Origin of the sequence: Candidatus Nitrosocosmicus sp. FF01 (assembly GCF_047711275.1) — an archaeon.
Classification (GTDB): Archaea; Thermoproteota; Nitrososphaeria; order Nitrososphaerales; family Nitrososphaeraceae; genus Nitrosocosmicus.
In genome coordinates this window covers 643,219-663,243 of record NZ_JBLNIG010000001.1, presented here as the reverse complement: position 1 = coordinate 663,243, position 20,025 = coordinate 643,219, and the positions used below count along the sequence as shown (strand labels likewise).

Sequence of the window (20,025 nt, the reverse complement as noted above, 5' to 3'; positions counted from 1 at the left end):
ATAATGTTATATCCCTCTCAATAACTTAACCTAGGCTAACATTTATTAATTTGGTTAATGAATATAGATTGTGCAATATTCAAGGCGGCTAGCTTGGCCACTTACCTCAATTATTATTTTGATTTCCGTAGTAACTGTGCTTGTAACTAGTTATGTTCATAATCCATGGCCTTCAGACGTCAATACAATGGCTCAAAATTCTTCTGAAACTGCCAAGTTAGTTGGGGGTCACACTCCAGGTTACCCCGTTATTAAAACTGGTGGGGACGTTTTAGACCCAATTACTGTACCAGGCAATTCAAAAAATGCCGTAGTTGATCCAGAGGAGTATCTCCGCGATTTTAATTACGGCCATGTGACGACGTATCCAAATGGTACTTCCTTAAGAGAATTTACACTGATCGCATCTGATTCAGAGATTAAGGAAGTATCGCCAGGGGTTTTTTATAATGTTTGGACATTCAATGGAACTATCCCAGGTCCAACTATAAGGGCAACAGAAGGAGACAAGATAAAGATTAATTTTATCAACAATGGCTCAAAACCTCATTCACTTCACACCCATGGAATACATCCTGCTGAAATGGATGGAGTATTCGAGATGATAGGTCCCAAAGGCAAGTTTACATATGAATTTACAGCCGAACCGTACGGAGTATTCCCATATCATTGTCACATGACCCCCCTTGAGGAACATATAACACATGGACTTTATGGTGTAATGATCATAGATCCAAAAATACAGAGACCAGTTGCAGATGAAATGGTTATGGTAATGAATGGATACGATACTGACTTTGATACAGAGAATAATTTCTACACTGTAAATGGAATACCCTATTACTACATGTACAAGCCCATTGAAATCAACAAGGATGAAATGGTAAGAGTATACCTAGTAAACATGTTAGAATTTGATCCCATAAATAACTTCCACTTGCATGCAAACATGTTTAATTATTATCCTAGTGGAACCAGTAAGATTCCGGTCGAGCTAAATGACATAGTAACCATGAGTCAAGGAGAAAGAGGAATACTGGAATTCAAGTACAAGTATCCTGGAGACTATATGTTTCACGCTCACAAAACTGAGTTTGCAGAAAAGGGTTGGATGGGACTCTTCAGGGTTCTAGATAACTACACAAACAGCAGTAGTAGTAATGTTAACAGTCATTTAATGCATGAGGATATGCAGTCTTCTACCTCTTCTTCCACCTCGTCTTCCTCTCCGTACTTTGAAATTAATAGTACTAATTCGACTTATAGTCCAAATCCACAAGTCAATTCCACCACCACCAAGATTGAACCAAGCAAGAATAACACCATAGATGGGACAGATGAGAATTCTACTCCATCCCAAGTTTATACAAGCAATTATAATTCCAACAAGGATTATATCGGATCAAATACTAACAGTAATTTGCATACCATTTCGCCAATTAGTAACAAAACTAATTATATTAACGGAGGGATGTAACAATGAAAATCAAAAAAGATTTAACAGCAGACGAAAATAAAGAAATTTCCGATAGTGGTATGGGAGTTGCAAAGGACTCTAGCAAGACTACAGAACGCTGTACAGATTCAATTAATGGTTCCATTCCAAGGCCGGCGGACAAATTAAATTTACAAGGTTCTCTAGGAGATACTGAAAAAATCATTACTCCAGGAGATCACATTTTTCAAAAAAGGAAAAACAAGAAATTTGTGTCAATTGGTCTTGCAATTATACCATTAGTTGTTTTGTCAGCAATGATATATTTTCTCACTAGCCCTTTCGGTCAAGATTTAATAACAGGCGGAACCCCCCTTCCTGAGATAACAATAGAAAAGATTGAGTTTCATGAAAATCAAATAGTCGCATATATCCGTAACACTGGTCCAGAGACTGTAACAATTTCGCAAGCAGATATTAATGACAGGATACACTCAGCAGCAATTGAACCCTCACAGACCCTTCCTAGACTCGGAGATGCGAAAGTAATCATTCCCTTCTTTTGGAACCCAGCTGAACCTTATGAAGTTGGGATAACAACTTCTGACGGAACCCGATTCAGCAATACTGTAGAAGCAGCAGCACCAGCACCTGTTCCAAACATTAACCAGGTATCAATATTTGCAATATTGGGTATATTTGTAGGAGTTATTCCAGTTCTGATTGGGCTCGCTTGGTATCCTTTTATGAGAAAAATAACCAGGAATCAATACAATTTCTTTCTTAGCTTGACGGCTGGCCTCTTAATATTTTTAGGAATTGAAGCTTTCCTAGAAGGCAATGAAATTGCAACAACGAGCTTAGCCCCAGTATTTAACGGTCAAATGTTGATTCCTGTGGTAATCATTGCAACTTTCTTGGGATTATTTTTCTTGTCAGAGTATTTTGTCAAGAGAGCCGAATCTAAAAACATTCCTGACAGTGTCAATTCGAACAAATCCAAGCTTAGACCCAGATCTAGAGACCAAACTGGCGACGAAGGACTAATAAAATCAATAGCAGTTCCAGACAAAGAATCAAATTATTTAGCCGGAAATAAGGGCATTGTATCTCCTGTCCAGAGTGATGAAGAAAAACCACGCATTTTAGGTACTTTCCACAACGAAGGTAACAGTAGTAGTAATAGCCCCAACAGCATTCTGAAACCCTTGGCAATCTCTCTTATGGTAGCAATAGGAATAGGACTTCATAATTTTGGCGAAGGCCTGGCAATTGGTGCGGCCGTCCTTTTGGGTGAGATCGCGTTGAGCACATTTCTTATCATCGGCTTTACTATTCACAATACTACCGAGGGACTAGCCATAGTTGCTCCACTTGCCAAGTCAGGAAAATTAATGTTAAGACGGCTAGTACTGCTGGGCTTAATCGCAGGAATACCAACCATCCTAGGAACATGGATAGGCGGGTTCATTTATTCCCCTCTGGCCTCGGTAGTCTTCTTAGCAATAGGAGCAGGAGCTATATTCCAGGTTGTATATTCATTGATTGTTTGGATGTCAAAATCATTTAAGCAGTCAACGCCCAATCGAACAGCTTTTAGTTCTGAAAATAGCGTTCAAAATTCCAATAACACTACTCAGACAAACACCGCGGGTATTCAAGAATCAACAATGACCAATTCAGGCCTATCAATTATTTCAGGCTTTATTCTGGGAATGCTTATAATGTATTTAACGGGGTTATTTGTATAATGACATCCAAAATTCTTTTATTATACGGCCTGCAAACCATTGATAATTTAAAGAAGGTATATCAGTACTAATGTCAAATTACCCACTTCCAACTCGGGAAACGTCCAATATAGATTCCATAAAAAGAGTCAATAGTTTCCAAAGAAAGGAACGCACTGACAGAATGGAGGATTACTTGGAGATAATTTATGAACTCGTCCAACAAAAGGGTTACGCCACAAGTGTTGACATTACTGAATGCCTCAACGTATCAGCTCCCAGTGTTACAAAAATGATGCGCAGATTGGATCTCAAAGGTTATTTAGAATATGAAAAATATAGAGGGATACGATTAACGAATCAAGGAAAAGCTGTGGCAGAGAATATAAAGAAAAGACACAAACTTTTGACCGAGTTTTTTAAAATTATAGGTGTTAGTGAGGATATTGCCATACAGGATGCAGAAGGCATTGAACATCATTTGCATGCAGAAACCTTAGAAAAGCTTGAAAAGTTTCTTGGAACCGTTAACGAATATAGAAGCTAATTTCCACGAGATTACACTACTTTTTAACCTTGGCTGTGGATAGGATAATACGGGAAACTAGTCCAAAAATCTGTTAAAAATACTATAGACCCTGCAAAAGCGATGATAGGCTGATCAACAAACTTATTTCTAATTGAAAGATAGCATATACAACAAGTATTCAAAATGAAACTGGCCAACAAGAAGAAGAAGGAGAAGAAGGTAGAGGATGGGGAGGAGGAAGAGAGGAGGAGGACACGAGGTTGAATAAGACTGACAATCTAAAGTGCAAAGATAGCAATTTTGCTCGTAATAGATTTGAATTCCCCGGAAGTCGGCTTCATGAAATTCCCTTATACCCCTATAGAATTGATCAAATGTCACTAAAAATTTTCCCGGATTTTCAAAAAAGCACCCTCAGTGAGTGTATCCAAATTCTAAACATCAAATTTCAAAGAGATACAAGCAAAGTAGAATTAGATATTGCAGAGCTAAAAATATTGAATGTCTCTTCCCCTAATGTCAAAATTTCAGGCTTTGAATTAGAAGAAAACGAAAAGAAATTGTCCATCAAACTTGCTGAAAGCGCGACAGTGGGAAGTAGCGCAGAGATTTGCATTACTTACTCTGCAGGATTTTTCAAGGAAAATGACAACGACGGTGTAGCGGGGTATGACATTCGAGCCCCAAAAAACGGCTTCCATTTCATGGTGAAAAAAGACCGAGATGACAGACCCGAGGCATACCAAGTATGGACTCAAGGAGAAACTACCGATGCCAAGTATTGGTTTCCATGCGTCGATTCACCTAATGCAAAATTCTGCTTTGAAATAGAAATTGCTGCACCAATAGAATTTGATGTACTTTCAAACGGAAAACTTGTTTCCAAAGTATTAGACGACAAAAACCAAAAAGCTACTTGGAAATACATTGAGAAAAATCCCTTACCTGCCTATCTTGTTTCCGTGGTCATTGGCAAGTTTTCTAAAAGCGAAACGATGTATCAAAATATTCCCCTAGAATATTATTGGCCAGAAGAAATTCTAGAAGATAATGCAATGCTCACATTTTCTGAAACTCCACAGATGATCAAATTTTTTGAAAAATATTTTGACACAGAGTATCCCTTTGACAAATACACGCAGGTAGCCGTCGATAACTTTGAATTTGGCGGAATGGAAAATCTAAGCTGTACGACATTCACAAGGAGGGTGCTTCATGATAAAAAAACGTCCCTTGATTATAAGAATGATTTGTTGTTAATTGTGCATGAATTGGCACATCAATGGTTTGGGGATCTAGTAACGTGTGAGGGGTGGCAACATATATGGCTAAATGAAGGATTCGCAACTTATTGCGAATCACTTTATCTAGAAAACTCTAGAGGAGTTGAAGAATTTCATCTTAGCCTTATAGAAGCTACCGATGTTTATTTTGAAGAAGCAAATGAATACTATGTCAGACCCATTGTCACAAATCTGTACAAACATCCAGATGAGCTCTTTGATGCTCATGCTTATGAAAAGGCGGGATTTATCCTGCATATGTTAAGAAATTTTTTGGGCGAAGATAATTTTAAGAAATCCTTAAAACAGTATTTGGATCGTTACCAAAACTCAAGCGCAAGTTCAAATGATTTGCTCCAAACAATAGAAGAGGTTTCAGGAATTAAGGTCCAAACTTTTTTTGATCAATGGATTTATAGGAAAGGACATCCAGAAATTGAAATCGAGTATACACTACTCCCTCCCTCAAGTGAGACAAAAGCGAATGAACAGACCAATAAACTAAATATAAAAGTGATCCAATCACAACAATATCAAGTTGACAACCACCAAGAATTCTTACCTCCATATAAGTTTGGACTCGAATTAAAAATAGTTTCCCAAGACGGCTTTGGAAATAAAAAGGAAATTCTTCATTTAATGAATATATCCCAATGGAGCTCTGAAAGTTTGGTTGAGTTCGATGGTAACTCTTCAATTTTGTATGTATCCGTTGACCCCCAGTTCAAGATTTTAAAGACTATAAAAACCCTAAAAGTAAATGACGAAACAGAGGAATTTCAATTAAAAAACCTATTGTTAAATCAATTAAAGAGTGGAGATACAGTGATTGAAAGAATTCAGGCTGCTAGGATGCTTAAAGATGTTTTCTCTGAAGAGATTGTTGAGATCCTACAGGACATAGTTCTAAACGACAAGTTTTATGGAGTCAGTAAAGAAGTAGCCAACACTTTAGGCTCGTACAGGGATAAAAATAATTTCTCAAAATCAGATAAAGCTTACCGAGCTTTGTTAAGCATATCTAGTGAACAGAAAAAGTTCACTGGTTTAAACAACCACATACAAAGAAGCGTATTAAAAAATATAGGATTATTTGAGAGATGGGATTCGATAACTTTGCTAGAGTCTATACTAAAGGACGCGAGTATAGAAAGTGACTTTATAAAGTCTGCTGCTGCTACCGCTTTGGGTAAAAGTTGTAAAAAAGGTTCTGGCCAAGATAAAGAAAGAATTAGTTTTATTTTGCAAGAAATCATAGATAATTCATACTCATTTCAGAGTATGATCGCAACAGGGGCTTTAGATGGTCTAGCTGAATTATGTAGTTATTTTAATCATCATGATAATAAAAAAATCTATCTGGAAGTTGCTAACTTCCTTCTACAAAATACATCAGCATCAAAAGACTATTTTATAAGGGCAAAATCATCTAAACTTTTGGGAAAATTCTTAACTAACAAAATAGACCCAGCAGACTCTGAAATCTTGGATATGAATCTTAAGGTATTTTGCAGATTGAAAGACTTGCTAAAAGATGAGAGAAGAAAAATCAAAATGAATGCTTGCGAAGCACTCTCGGATAAAGATGCAAAGTTTACTAAATATCCAGACAAGATAACGTATGAATCGATTCAAATACTTGTAGAAATAGCAAGAGAGGACTTGGATGGGTTTGTAAGAAGAAGGGCCGAGACAAGCGCGAACCACATCAGAGAATGGATTCATAGTTGGTCCAGCAGCCCACTTCTCATTGATGAGAAATAACTTGGGAATATGATGACGGTTTGGAGCACAATTAGCGTCACTTCTACTCATATCTTGTTCAACAGCCTACCACAAGATGAAGCCACAAAATCCCTATATTTGAACCAACATTTCGCCGTGAAATCGTCTTTCAAATCTTGTATGGTTTGCGAACAAGGTTAAATGTTTATATTTTTCACATTCAATTTTTCTATAATGATCTTTAATACACTAGTTAACGAAAAATTTCAATATCTGATTCTAAGCACCATCTTAGCAACCGGATTAGCAATCATTTTAGATTTTTCAGTTGATCCCAGTACTTTAGTTGTATTGGCCCAAAATGATAATTTAACGTCAGGCTCAACATCTTTGACCAGTACAACGATATTGGATTCAGTAACTGGTAATGAATCCGATATTGCAGAAACTTTGGGTCAGCCATTTTATGTCGAAAATACCAAGTCTACCTATATGCGTGTCTTAAATGTTGATAATCTTCCTTCAGTCGAAGTATCCTACAATGGAAACAGTACAATAAGCGGCTCTCCAACTCAGACAATCGGAACAGTAGTCGATAAAATGGGTTCAGATGGAGCAGTGCACTCAAATGGCCAGGCTATTATTTTGACCGCAACCGGACAAGTTATTACATATAAATCCCAATCTATTGGATATTATAATCCAGATGGCAGTTTTTCAGACAGTGGTATTATTATGTTTAGTTTACCTTATCATGGTTCTGCCAATACAAGTGATAATCAAACGAGCTCACAAGGTAATTTAGGTGAAAATGACTACTCCGAGTTCAACAACGTCCTTGGAATTTATAAGAAAACAGTCGATCCATTTGGAAACGGACTGACCAAGGTATGGAAATGGGGTTAGATGAATTACACACCATAATCAAGAGTCCACCTTCCAAAGTCTCTTAATAATTTTTTGTAAGGTATAGAACAACCTGCGATAGTTGTCTAGGTATCACATGCAAACGATTAATTTATTTCCATAACATAAAGATGTTATCTATAAACACAAATATACAGTTGTAATCTGTGAGAAACCCTCAGCAGCAAAAAGGATATTTCAGGCACTAAATTCATCTAGATCAGACCAAAGTAGACCCGACGAAGTGGGCTTCAAAAAAGGATTTCAATATTTACTCAAGTCAGGCTCGTCACTTTTGCCAGCAATTGATAAAAAAGGACATTGCTATATTATCTGTCATGCCCTTGGTCACTTGTATGGATTAGCAGATTCAAAAGAAAGTAGCAGTAGTAAACCTTTTCCTGTTTTTGATCCAGTATGGCTTCCGTTATCATCTAATCGGAGTAACAGATATTCAAATTCAAAGTTTCTGAAATACAAGATTGAAAAATTATTGAGAGAAATTTCAGAAGTTTCTAAAGGTGCTACCGGTTTCATTCACGCCTGCGATTATGACCAAGAAGGAGAGGTAATAGGGTATAATATTTTGCAGTTTGCCTGTAACAAGAAATATGATGTGTCAAAAAGGGCCAAATTCTCAACCATGACCGATGAGGAAATATCAGGGTCGTTTGAGAATTTGTTACCCCCCAATTACAGTTTAAAGGATGCTGGAATTACAAGACACATGATAGATTTTATTTATGGAATTAATTTTTCACGTGTCCTAACCAATTCCATAAGAAAGTACCAACCTGATCAAAGCAAAGGAAAAAAATTTGTTCCTTTGTCGATCGGTCGAGTGCAGGGCCCTACACTCGCATTTGTGGTTGATAGAGAGAACGAAATCTCAAGACATGTACCGATACCCTATTGGAATATAGTTGCTGATTTTGTCAGAAAAGGAAGGGAAGGAGGGGAAGATGATCTTAGAGATGGTGAAGAAAAAAGAAGACCTTTCGATAAAAATCTCAAAAAAGATGGTCAAAATGTAAATTTGATTCGGACTCTTTATTTTCCTCAAAAAATAGAATCTAAAGATCTTGCAATGACAGTTAGAAAGGAATGCAAGGATCAAGAAGGTGTAGTAACTTTCGCAAGGACTTTTAAAAACATTATAAAGCCCCCAAACCCCTTTAATTTGGGTGATCTGCAAAAAGAGGCCTTTAGGGTTTTCAGATTCACCCCTAGTTATACACTTTCTTTGGCTGAAAAGTTGTACTTGGCAGCGTTGATATCGTATCCAAGAACTTCAAGTCAAAAACTTCCGCCCAATATCGATTACAAAAATATCATCAACAATCTTTCAAGTTATGAAAATAAAGCATCCCAAGCCTGGAAAACAGAAGATGACAGTAGTAGTAGTGGTCACTTGCAACAAAGGCTTTCAGTGCACGAGATATGTCAAAGGCTACTAAAAAAATCCGTAAATTTAAATCCAAATGAAGGAAAGCAAGATGATCCTGCTCACCCTGCCATTTATCCAACCGGAGAAAGACCAAAAAAGGGTCTAGAACAACCTGAAGCAAAACTTTTTGACCTTGTAATCAGAAGGTTTCTTTCCACATTCGGTACGGAGGCAGAGGCAAGCCAGACATCAATTAACGTTACCGTAAAAGAAAAGTACATTTTCAAGTCTGCGGAAAAAAAGATTCTCTCCAAAGGATGGATCGAATTTTACGATCCATATTTTGACTACTCTAGTTTTGCCACAGGTGAATCTTTCCTCGCTATTTTAAAAATAAACGACAAACTAAGAAATATTCATATAGAAATCTTGGAAAAAAATACCCAACCTCCGTCCAGATATAATCAGTCAACCTTGCTTCAAAAAATGGAAAAAGAAAAGATTGGAACAAAGGCGACCAGATCTGAAATAATTAATACACTATATAAAAGAAATTATATTTACAATTTTTCTCCACGTGGTAATGAATATACCTCCGGTGATTCCCAGCTATCAAAATCAAGCGAGAACCTAAGAAAGTTTGATAAATCTCAAATTGTATCAGAGTCTAATTCAGATGGGGATGGGGTTTCATTCAGAAGTTCGGCTATACGTCCAACACAACTGGGAATTTCGCTAATAAGGTCCATGCAGAAGCATGTTCCAATTGTTGTTTCAACAGGTCTCACCCGAACAATGGAAGAGCGTCTGTCAAATATCGAGTCAGGAGAAAGTAGCAGTGACTCTGTTATCCGACACGCCCAAACCATGGTAAAAAAGGGTTTAGAATCCTTTGCAAAAAATCAGGATGAGATTAGTAAAGAGATATCAGCATCATTAAACACCGATTCTCAAACCCTTTATCCTGAGTCAAAAAGTCCAAGAATAATCACACTGGGGAAGTGTCCTATATGTCTAAGAGGAGATTTGATAGTAAAAAATTCTGCTAAAACCAAAAAAAGGTTTGCGGGATGTTCCACTTATTCTACAGACAAGTGCAGTACAACTGCTTCGTTACCCCTAAAGGGTGTGGTCAAAGGGACAGGCAAAAATTGCGATCGGTGTAAATGGCCTGTTATCTTGGCCAGCGGGGTGAATGCGGGAAAAAGGTACCAGTGGAAATTGTGTCTAAACAGAGACTGTCCATCAAAAAAGGAAAATGACAGTAGAAAATAATAGTAATGATAATGATAATATGACTGGAAGCATGCTGCTCCCCCCCCCCTTTTACATATGTTAAACTTTAATGATGCTATAGTATAAATACAGTCTATCAATCGAATTATTTGGTTAGAAAGGTTTACCTGTTGAATCTCCGAAATTTAGAATCAACTTTGTTACCTAACGACTATGACAGGACAATGAGCATACTTTACCACTTCAGTGGCCGTGCTACCAACTAACATTTTTTTGAGACCCGTTCGTCCCTTGCTTCCAATAACCAGTAAATCCACATTTTTGGATTCTGCATAATCGACTATGGTCGAAGCAGTGGAGGTTTCAGCTTCAACTATCGCAGTCTCAAATAACCCATTTCTATTATTAGATTTAGCATTGGCCGAATATGTCGAATCAGATAAATCAGCCACATCTGTCGTCGCATTATCGTCCCTTTTTACATCTTCTGCACTCTTTACTGATAGATATTTTTCCTTCAGTGATTTCATTAATTTATCGAATTCTTCTCTTTCCTTTTCAAATTTTTCCGATCCAAATGTTGGGGCGAGTATAACAGAGGATAGTAGATATGGATACTTGTAACTATCTAGTACGTGTAGAATAATTAATGAAGAATTGTATTTTTTGCCTATTTCCATGGCACTCTCAACTGCATCCAAAGAGGGTTTTGAACCATCGAAGGCAACTAGAATCTTGGAAAACATCAGGCCCTTGTTAAAATTAAATGTAATTTTAACTATGTGATTTTCTTTCTTAAATCTACTTCTGATCTATTAAGAACTTGTAAACACATCTATGATGCAGTCATCTTACCTTTGCTATCTCTGAGAGCCAGCAAGAATAATCAGATAGAAAAGTCAATGAGCCTATAGGTATGAGTAGTTAGACACCTGCTAGTGAAATCGAGTCAAGGCTCAGTGCTTTCATTATCGATAAATATCGGATATGCGGATTAGAGAATATAGTTTATGACCAATCAGCTAAACAGCGTAAAAGGAAAAATTACTACCCAAGAATTGGTTTCTAAAAAATATGAAAAATTGACCCAAAATATTCTTAAATTTAAACAAATATCAAACAAACCACTTACTCTAACTGAGAAAATTTTAATAGGCCATCTAGATGAATCTACCAACTTTTCTGAATTTAACCAGCTGACCCCTGGCAACGGATATATTCTCTTAAATCCTGATAGGGTTGCTCTTCAAGATGTAACCGGCCAGACTACAATATTGCAGTTCATGCAATCTGGTATAAAACAAGTAAAGGTTCCTACAACTGTACATTGTGATCACTTGATTCAGGCAAGGGTTGGCAGCGAATCAGATACTAAAGCAGCAATATATGAAAATAATGAGGTTTATCAATTTTTAGAATCTGCATCTCGAAAGTATGGGATTGGTTTTTGGAAGCCTGGTGCAGGAATTATCCATCAAGTAGTTTTAGAAAATTATGCTTTTCCAGGTGGCTTGATGATAGGAACTGATTCGCACACACCAAACGCAGGCGGATTAGGAATGCTCGCAATTGGAGTTGGCGGTCTGGATGCTGCTGAGGTTATGGCCGGACTTGCATGGGAAGTCTTGTATCCCAAAAGAATCGGAGTATACTTGACTGGTAAACTAAACGGATGGACCTCTCCTAAAGACATCATTTTGTATGTTGCATCCAAGCTCACGGTATCAGGTGGGACAAATGCAATAATAGAATATTTTGGACCTGGTGCTCGGAATGTGAGCTGCACTGGAAAAGCAACAATTACAAACATGGGAGCCGAGATAGGTGCTACATGTTCGGTCTTTTCTTACGATAAAAAGATGGAAGAGTATCTCAAATCTACTGGCCGTAGCGAATTGGCCGACCTAGCTAACAACAACAAAGAATGGTTGGTACAGGATTTGATAATCGAAGAAGAAATTGCTCAAAATAGAGAAAATGCAACCAAATACTTTGACCAGCTAATTGAAATTAATCTCGATGAACTTGAGCCGTATATAGTAGGTCCTCATACACCCGACCTGGCAAGACCCATTTCAAAGATGGCAGAAGACTTGCAAAAAAATAACTACCTGGACACAATTTCAGTTTCGTTAATTGGAAGTTGCACTAACTCTTCATATGAGGATATGTCACGCGCTGCCGATATTGCCAAACAGGCTATTGAAAAAGGTGTTAAAACAAAATCACCTCTCCAGGTTACCCCCGGCTCTGAAATGATTAGAGAGACGATTGAAAGAGACGGACAAATTCAGTTACTTCGAGAGATTGGTGCCAATGTTCTGGCCAATGCTTGTGGTCCCTGCATAGGGCAGTGGAATAGACCTGAAATAAAAAAGGGAGAGCCAAATACAATTGTAACTTCCTACAACAGAAACTTTCCAGGCAGAAATGACGGCAGGAGAGAGACAATGAACTTTATTGGTAGTCCAGAAATTGTTATCGCACTTGCGTTAGGCGGGCGACTTTCTTTTAATCCCTTAAAAGATGAACTAATAGCAAAAGATGGTACAAAGTTTAGATTATCTCCGCCAAGGATTGCCCCAGAGGTACCACCTTTAGGGTTCAAAGATACCGTAAATATCTATGTTCCTCCTGCTGAGAATCCCGATGAAGTATTAGTAAGAATCGATAAGGATAGCCAGAGGCTTCAAATGCTACAACCATTTTCAGAATGGGATGGTAACGACTTTAGCAAGTTACCCATATTAGCAAAAGTAAAGGGCAAATGTACCACCGATCATATTTCTCCTGCAGGGCCCTGGTTAATGTACAGAGGACATTTAGACAGATTAAGCGACAACCTGTTACTTGGCGCAGTAAACTCATTCAGAGAAGGGGAGGTTGGCAAAGGCTTGAATCAACTAAACAACAACATTGAAACATTTTCCCATATCGCTAGAGAGTATAAAAAAAGCGGAACGCAGTGGATCATCATAGGAGATAAAAACTATGGCGAAGGTAGCAGTCGCGAACACGCTGCCATGACACCACGGTATCTTGGATGCGCTGCGGTTATTGCCAAGAGCTTTGCAAGGATTCATGAAACAAATTTGAAAAAGCAAGGTATTCTCGCCTTAACATTTGTCGATCAAATGGACTATGATAAAATTAGGGAAGACGATAGGATTAGTATTCTTGATTTGCAGAACCTGCGTCCCAAGGGAGTGGTAACCGCTATCTTGTATCATAGTGACGGCTCTGAGGAACAAATCCAATTAGTTCATTCATACAATGATTCACAGCTAAAGTGGTTTAAGGCTGGCTCTGCACTTAATATTTTACGAGCTAGTGAAAAATAAAAGAAATTTAGCCAGCAAAAGATAAAAAGGTACAGGGTTTGGCATCAAGCAATAACTTTTTTTGCAAGTATATTCTGATACCACTTTTCTGGTTAATCAACGTTCAATATTATTGACAGTCACAATTCAACTTCAAACATTCCTAATTTACCAATGAATGGTATTGAATTACTAAATAATATTGTATCTTTTACCAAGAATCCGTATCTCTTAAATTTGGAAGATGATAAGGAAGAAGGACTGCTGTTGCTTTTTTCTATTGAAAAATGTTTATCCCAGTCTCTTTTAAAATCCTCACAAGTGTCATAAGTCTTTACATCATACAAAAAGCCCTTACCTATTATCTCACCTTTTACAAGGAGATGTCTCTCTATGTTTAGAACATAACAAGCTTCATCATTCATGGTTTTTGAAGCGTGAATTAAGAATTCACCCCTGTACTTGGTATTCCACTTGCGAATCTCAATGGTCTTTTTCCCGCTGGCTAATAAATATGCATAAGGCTGCTTTAGAGAAAGACACTTCAATGCTTATCCAGTCAATTTCTTAAGGTGGTCCTGATTTGTAACCATTTGGATATCGAAATCGCCGGTTATTATAACTACATTCTTGGTATTCAAGATAATCAATAAGACGGTTCAGGGTATATCAAAAATTTTTGGAAGAACCAAAGATGCACTTGACCGGATGGAAAAATCCATTAGGCGCGACATTTCAGTCGGGTTTGGATTGATCTCAATTACAGTTGCGTTATTTTTCAGAGCATAGTAAGGTAACATGTTAGCTGGCGAAACATTCAGAGATGATCCGACAACAAACATTACATCACAATTAGAAGATAATGTTATAGCCTTTTGCCATTCTAGTGTTGGTAAAGGTTCCTCAAAAAGCACTACACTTGGTTTCAAAATATTACTACAGTTCTTGCAATGAGGAATTCGCTCCTCATTAAAATTCTCAAAAAAGGTCTGATGATCATACTGCTCTTCAATTTCGCATTGCAAGCAGACTAGTCCAAAAATATTTCCATGGAGTTCTATAACATTCAAAGACCCTGCTCTTTGATGAAGCCTATCTATATTTTGGGTAATAACCCAGCAGCTTTCAAACTCCCTTGTCTCCAGAGTTGCTATAGTTTTGTGACCATCATTAAATTGGGCTCCGCATACGAGCCTCTGGCGTGAATAAAAAAAGTCCCATACTAATTGTGGATTTGATTTAAAAGCTGAAAGAGAAGCAAGTTTGCTAGGATCGTATTTTTTCCACAACCCGTCCTTATCCCTGAAAGTAGGAATGCCACTTTCCTTAGAAATTCCTGCTCCTGTAAAAAAAACCACGTTGCGTGCGTCTTTTATAATTCGTTGGATTTGTGCTAAATCATTGGACCGTACATCAAACTCCTCTTTTTCCCATTCCAATGTACAGGTATGATCTACTGATACTTTTAAATGCATCCCAAGACTTTGGAATAATATCGGTATCCCAAAAGGATTAATGTTTAAGATATTCGCCCTTTAAACTAGAAGAAAACTTTGTCAATAATTTGCTTATCTTTGGATCAATCACATCAGCTGCAATAAGGAACTGTTTTATTATTATCATAATAGTCCTTATGATACTCTTCAGCCTGATAGAAATTCTTAAAGGGTGTTATCTCAGTCACTATTGGATTTTGGTATACTTTTTTACTTTCAAGATCGTTTTTTATTTTCAAAGCAATATCTTTTTGACTTTGGGAATTGTAAAATACCGCAGATCTATACTGTGTGCCTACGTCATTTCCTTGACGATTTAAGGTTGTGGGGTCGTGAGTGTACCAAAATATTTCAAGGATCTGTTCAAGTGATATAATTTTAGGATCAAACTTTACCTGGACAGCTTCTGCATGACCAGTTCTCCCTGAACAAACTTGATCATAAGATGGATTATCTACTGGGCCACCAGAATATCCGGAAACTGCTGAAATAACGCCATTAACTCGCTTAAAAACTGCCTCTGTACACCAAAAACATCCACTGGCTAACGTGACAACTTCCAAATCATCTGAATTTTCTGCAGAGTTGTTCATATGAATTGAACAAATTAACACCTTATTAGACTTACGTATAGAATTTGGCCAGTCACCTATTGCCTCTAATATGCCCTCAAAGGTTACTTTAGTATCAAAAATATAGCAAATATGTCAATTAGTAGCCGGGGTAGATATTCATCGTATGATCAAGTCCAAATAAGGCTTTAATTTTTGCAACATACCAACCACCCAATAGTACAAAATGAGATAAATCATTCTTGCAAAGAACAAAAGTGACCATCAAATAAATTATTGATTCACATTATCTGATTTTCTAAATTACAAATCACTATCTCATACTGCATTTTCATAAAAATAAGAATTGCTGTTACTCTTAAATTTAAGACACTATTACCACAGTTATTCCGCATTAGCATAGTTATAGGAATTGAGATCCTACATTAGTTTTAGTTTTCTAGTATAAATATCAATCTCCTTAATATGGTATTAAGTTAGTAAAAAGACATTAGTCACAATTATGCAGAAAACAGTAACGTTCACTCTTAAAGTTATTTGCAGCATCACATTCAAAATATAAATGTTATCTTTCTTTTTAACTATCCACTTATATACCAATGCTATTTACCCTATATAAAAAAATGGTAACTCGACTCGCTGGCCCAATCCTATTGATGTCCATAGTTATATTGGTACTATTATCTGCTAATTTCGGATTATTAAAATTTCAAGGCAAGGTCGAAGTGGTGAATGGCCAAACTGCGAGTCATCTAACAGATAAGAATTTCGTTTTAATTAATACAACAGGTGTTGATAATTGCTCAGAGTTTTACAGAAATAATAACGATCATCCCATCAATCAAATTAATAGCACATTCGGTAATGGGAATTCGACTTTTGATATTACTCCTGGAAGCGGTATTCAAAATAATGATAATGATACTATAACGAGCTCATGTCCGTTCCTTAAAATAGTTTATCCGTTTGATTGTTCCACTGATCGGCTCGAGGTAAACGAAATTATGTGTAGATTTACGGAATCAGAATCTCAGAATAATATTGACGAGGAAGGTGAGGGCGATGACGATAATGATGGGCTGAATAAAACAGAGGCCTCATTTCTTCGCTCTCATCCTAATAATAATAATAATAATAATTCAGACAGTAAAATAAGAATTTATGATCCTCGCAGCGAAGATATTCTAGACAATGAAATCTTTGATGAGGATGGACTACTAGTAGTCGATACTAGGTTTGGAAAACAATATTCATATCAACTTGCGGATCCTCTAAATCCAAATAGAACCCTGGAAGTTAATTTAGATCTTGCCGAACACTCACAGGGTCATTTAAATGATATCAACTCTCCTAGAATTGAAATTGAAAGAAAAAGTCTAAATGGTAGTCTAGACATGACTGCTGCAAAAAACCAAATGATAATCTGGAAAGGAAACATCTTGGATTATTTTGAGGAACCAGAAGACAATTATGAAAATGAAACGTATATTGAGATGATGTTTAATACAGGTTTTCATAATTCTGATGCACCTGATAACGAAAGAAGAGGGATCGGGGTAGTGTTTGATGTTTCAAAAGATAGTAACCCCTATATTCTTGATTATAGAGATGATGGAAAATACGTCAAACTAACAATGAACGATGTAAAGAATCTATCAGGCTCGGATTTTGTTTTCCATTCCAACGACAATAAAAGCGATAACTACTACTTGAATGATCTGATTAATAAAACGAATGTTACGCTAAAGATTAAAACATTCCTAACAAGCGAAAACAACAGAGTAATACAAACATATATTGATCCTGGTACGGGCAAAGAAATTCTGTATTGGACATTAAATAATGTGTCAAAGCTACAAGCTTATGAAGGAATAGAAGACAAGGCAGGTTTCATTGAAACAGTCAATCAAGGATCTGGATTTACATATGTACGGACCGATAATATAGAGACCCGTCTTGCGTCATTGCAATCCATTATTTTGGATCCTAAAGACCATAGAGTAAATGAGGATTTTCAAAATCAGTTAAATAAAAATTAGAGCATTTATTTGCTTCCTTGTAATGTATGAAGAGTTCATATGAATACCACCTTCATTGATAATATCGATAAAGGTAGTTACAAAAGAGATTTGTCTAAATAAATCAGGTTTATGGCTTTCTTGTTTCTAGAAAAAAAAGAAGGGCAAAAACCACTCGACGTAATTAATTAATTAATTGTCTCTGTCTAACTTTGTTAACTCCTTTGAAACTGCATCGATAGTATATGTTACTGTAAAGGGTTCTCCAGTAGTTTTATGAAACACTAGGGCGTTTCCTGCAAAATTCAAAGTACCTGAACTTATTCCTGTACCATTGATCTCAATAGGAACATCTACGATATGCCTGAGATGGGTAATAGCAATACTATTATTTCCTGGTAAGACGGCATAATATGGCTCACCATGTACAGAATCAGGTATTGTAGAGGGTGTGTAAGTATGGAGAACCTCTACTTCAATGGGCTTGCTCGCAGTAAAAGTAACGGTTCCTGTCCATATGTGTCCATCATTTCTGAGGGGCAAAGCAAATACCACTTCGTGAGTTGGTTGTCCGGGATGTCTGACTGGAGCAGGAATGGACATCGTGGTGTTTTGAATTACAATTTCTTTAAGGTTTAGTAGCTTTGATGGACTTGATCGCTGATCTAAAGATTGATTTGAAATTGAAGAAGAAGCAGGAGTAGATGAAGTCATATTTGATACAGAGCTGTTGCCTGATGATTCTGATCTAACTTTGCTATTAATCTCATCTACAAAACTAGAAAATGATTGTAGCGATAAATTTCGTATGCCTGGACCTGAATCAGAAGTTGCATTGGTACCTGAGCTGTTGTTTATTTCGCTGCTTAACGTGTTTTCTGTATCCGCTCCTACATTTTTATCTAGACCCAGGCTTGAGTCGCCTGTCATTGTATTTAATTGTGCGATGGCTACGGGGTTGCTCATAAAAGCTAACAAGCCTGCAAAACCTAGCATCAATGACAAAATCCTAGAGGTTTGATAAGCATTACTGCTTCTTTTGAGCATGCTATTAGAGAATCGTATATTTTCATTATCTTTAATGTTAGAACACATTATTGTAATAGATATCGGTACGTTAGAAGTAAAAAAGTGTTTTCAGTCGAAATACAGTTGGCACGTGATTCAATTTGAATTAATGTTTGCAAGCAGAGTGCATTCAGTTTCTAAAACAAATCATAATTTTTTTTTGGAACGGGTAAAGACAAAGAGAGGAAGGGAGTGGGTGAGTGAGTGAGTGAGAAAGTTATCGCAAAAAACTAATAATAATTGATTAGCTGTGTCAGCTAAAAAATAAAAGAACGAAATAATCAAGCTATTTGACCCCTTTGACAGACTGCATGAATAATTCCATTGATTTCGGATCCAGTGGATCCTGAAAAGCCAAGAAAAACTGATCGATACCCAGCTTTATATATGCTGAGATCTTTGATTGAATTTCTTTTGGGGTGCCAACGAGTCCTTTTTGCAACACTTGCCTATATGCTTTAGGGCCTCTTTCTACAGCAAGGACCTTTTTCTGGTCCTGTAATTCTTTATTTGAATTGGCAATAATTACGTCTAATTCTATTGATCTCTTTGGAGATGAGTTTGGATTACCTCTAGTTTTTGAATCTTTATTAGAATTTTCTTGCTTTGACATTTCTTCGAATTTTCTGTTCTTTGCTGAGAATTCCATTGGTGTCAAGTACGATGATTCCCAAATATCTGCAAACCTTGCTGCAATTCGCATCATTTTAGTACCGTTGGCTGCAATAGTAATGGGAATATCTGGTACGGACTTTTCCATTTCGGCTCCAGTTGCCCTAAAATATTTTCCATCATGATAAATGGCATTAGAATGTTCATCAGATCTATCGATCTCTTTTTGTGTTTTTGGTGATTGAATGTCGTTTTTGTCAAAATTAACCAAAAAATTCCTTCCTATATATTTACGAAATAGCGACAGACCTTCTTCAAAAATTGCGATACGTTTTTGAGGTTCAGGGTAATCAATACCATAGGGGTCCCACCAAGAAACAGAATATTTTAATTTGGCCCCAGCCCCTGTCCGAAACTCAAGTCGTCCATATGATATATCTTGGAATGTGATGGACTGTTTAGCGAGTAAGGCTAAACTCCTGTAATCAGGATTAATATAAGTAATAACTGGTCCAAGTTTGATAGTTTTGGTTATTGGAATTAGGGTAGACAGTACCGTCCAACAATCAAGATCAAGGTTAGTTAGTGATTCTCCGTAAAAATACCCGTAGTATCCCAATTCTTCTGCGAGAATACAAGTGTCCTTTATTCTATCATAATCTCTACCCCATATTTCAAGACAATACTTTGGTTGATTCAATAAAGAGA

13 protein-coding genes and 1 pseudogene are annotated in these 20,025 nt (G+C 36.9%); 8 read left to right on the top strand and 6 right to left on the bottom strand.

Annotated features, from left to right (window positions below; translation table 11 throughout):
* Positions 1-187: 187 nt before the first annotated feature.
* The 6 genes and pseudogenes from ACMT7R_RS03630 to ACMT7R_RS03605 form a co-directional block, all read left to right on the top strand.
* A pseudogene (locus ACMT7R_RS03630) lies at positions 188-1,150 on the top strand (multicopper oxidase domain-containing protein); the annotation flags it as partial.
* Positions 1,151-1,479: 329 nt separating this feature from the next.
* The gene (locus ACMT7R_RS03625; protein ID WP_415310066.1) at positions 1,480-3,186 is read left to right on the top strand and encodes a ZIP family metal transporter; all 1,707 of its coding nucleotides are present in this window, start codon (positions 1,480-1,482) and stop codon (positions 3,184-3,186) included.
* Between the two features lie 70 nt (positions 3,187-3,256).
* On the top strand, positions 3,257-3,712 hold the full coding sequence (mntR, locus tag ACMT7R_RS03620) for a transcriptional regulator MntR (protein WP_415310065.1): 456 nt from the start codon (positions 3,257-3,259) through the stop codon (positions 3,710-3,712).
* Positions 3,713-3,954: 242 nt separating this feature from the next.
* Positions 3,955-6,741, top strand: coding sequence for a M1 family aminopeptidase (locus ACMT7R_RS03615; RefSeq protein WP_415310064.1), 2,787 nt, complete (start codon positions 3,955-3,957; stop codon positions 6,739-6,741).
* 195 nt (positions 6,742-6,936) lie between these two features.
* Positions 6,937-7,608 carry a hypothetical protein gene (locus ACMT7R_RS03610; RefSeq protein WP_415310063.1) on the top strand — a complete coding sequence of 224 codons (672 nt, stop codon included), beginning with the start codon at positions 6,937-6,939 and terminating at the stop codon, positions 7,606-7,608.
* 136 nt (positions 7,609-7,744) lie between these two features.
* Positions 7,745-10,270: a DNA topoisomerase gene (locus tag ACMT7R_RS03605; RefSeq protein WP_415310560.1), complete on the top strand. Its 2,526-nt coding sequence runs from the start codon at positions 7,745-7,747 to the stop codon at positions 10,268-10,270.
* Positions 10,271-10,431: 161 nt separating this feature from the next.
* On the opposite strand, the gene ACMT7R_RS03600 is transcribed toward ACMT7R_RS03605, so the two are convergent.
* Positions 10,432-10,977 carry a universal stress protein gene (locus ACMT7R_RS03600; protein ID WP_415310062.1) on the bottom strand — a complete coding sequence of 182 codons (546 nt, stop codon included), beginning with the start codon at positions 10,975-10,977 and terminating at the stop codon, positions 10,432-10,434.
* Between the two features lie 264 nt (positions 10,978-11,241).
* On the opposite strand from ACMT7R_RS03600, the gene ACMT7R_RS03595 reads away from it, so the two are divergent.
* Positions 11,242-13,572, top strand: a complete 2,331-nt coding sequence (locus ACMT7R_RS03595; RefSeq protein ID WP_415310061.1) for an aconitate hydratase — start codon at positions 11,242-11,244, stop codon at positions 13,570-13,572.
* A 119-nt stretch (positions 13,573-13,691) separates the two neighbouring features.
* On the opposite strand, the gene ACMT7R_RS03590 is transcribed toward ACMT7R_RS03595, so the two are convergent.
* From ACMT7R_RS03590 to msrA, 3 genes are all read right to left on the bottom strand, one after another.
* Positions 13,692-14,099, bottom strand: a complete 408-nt coding sequence (locus tag ACMT7R_RS03590) for an ASCH domain-containing protein (protein ID WP_415310060.1) — start codon at positions 14,097-14,099, stop codon at positions 13,692-13,694.
* Between the two features lie 111 nt (positions 14,100-14,210).
* Complete coding sequence (locus tag ACMT7R_RS03585) at positions 14,211-14,990, bottom strand: SIR2 family NAD-dependent protein deacylase (protein WP_415310059.1); 780 nt, start codon at positions 14,988-14,990, stop codon at positions 14,211-14,213.
* 149 nt (positions 14,991-15,139) lie between these two features.
* The gene (msrA, locus tag ACMT7R_RS03580; protein WP_415310058.1) at positions 15,140-15,640 is read right to left on the bottom strand and encodes a peptide-methionine (S)-S-oxide reductase MsrA; all 501 of its coding nucleotides are present in this window, start codon (positions 15,638-15,640) and stop codon (positions 15,140-15,142) included.
* A gap of 602 nt (positions 15,641-16,242) precedes the next feature.
* On the opposite strand from msrA, the gene ACMT7R_RS03575 reads away from it, so the two are divergent.
* Positions 16,243-17,658: a hypothetical protein gene (locus ACMT7R_RS03575; RefSeq protein ID WP_415310057.1), complete on the top strand. Its 1,416-nt coding sequence runs from the start codon at positions 16,243-16,245 to the stop codon at positions 17,656-17,658.
* Between the two features lie 171 nt (positions 17,659-17,829).
* Here ACMT7R_RS03575 and ACMT7R_RS03570 read toward each other — a convergent pair whose 3' ends face one another.
* Positions 17,830-18,684 carry a hypothetical protein gene (locus tag ACMT7R_RS03570; RefSeq protein WP_415310056.1) on the bottom strand — a complete coding sequence of 285 codons (855 nt, stop codon included), beginning with the start codon at positions 18,682-18,684 and terminating at the stop codon, positions 17,830-17,832.
* Positions 18,685-18,991: 307 nt separating this feature from the next.
* Positions 18,992-20,017: an LLM class flavin-dependent oxidoreductase gene (locus ACMT7R_RS03565; protein ID WP_415310055.1), complete on the bottom strand. Its 1,026-nt coding sequence runs from the start codon at positions 20,015-20,017 to the stop codon at positions 18,992-18,994.
* Between the last annotated feature and the right edge of the window lie 8 nt (positions 20,018-20,025).

Bases quoted from the DNA above. Each gene is read 5' to 3' on its own strand.
- ACMT7R_RS03625 (WP_415310066.1), top strand. From the start codon at position 1,480: ATGAAAATCAAAAAAGATTTAACAGCAGACGAAAATAAAGAAATTTCC.
- mntR (WP_415310065.1), top strand. From the start codon at position 3,257: ATGTCAAATTACCCACTTCCAACTCGGGAAACGTCCAATATAGATTCC.
- ACMT7R_RS03610 (WP_415310063.1), top strand. From the start codon at position 6,937: ATGATCTTTAATACACTAGTTAACGAAAAATTTCAATATCTGATTCTA.
- ACMT7R_RS03600 (WP_415310062.1), bottom strand. From the start codon at position 10,977: ATGTTTTCCAAGATTCTAGTTGCCTTCGATGGTTCAAAACCCTCTTTG.
- ACMT7R_RS03595 (WP_415310061.1), top strand. From the start codon at position 11,242: ATGACCAATCAGCTAAACAGCGTAAAAGGAAAAATTACTACCCAAGAA.
- msrA (WP_415310058.1), bottom strand. From the start codon at position 15,640: ATGAACAACTCTGCAGAAAATTCAGATGATTTGGAAGTTGTCACGTTA.
- ACMT7R_RS03575 (WP_415310057.1), top strand. From the start codon at position 16,243: ATGGTAACTCGACTCGCTGGCCCAATCCTATTGATGTCCATAGTTATA.
- ACMT7R_RS03570 (WP_415310056.1), bottom strand. From the start codon at position 18,684: ATGCTCAAAAGAAGCAGTAATGCTTATCAAACCTCTAGGATTTTGTCA.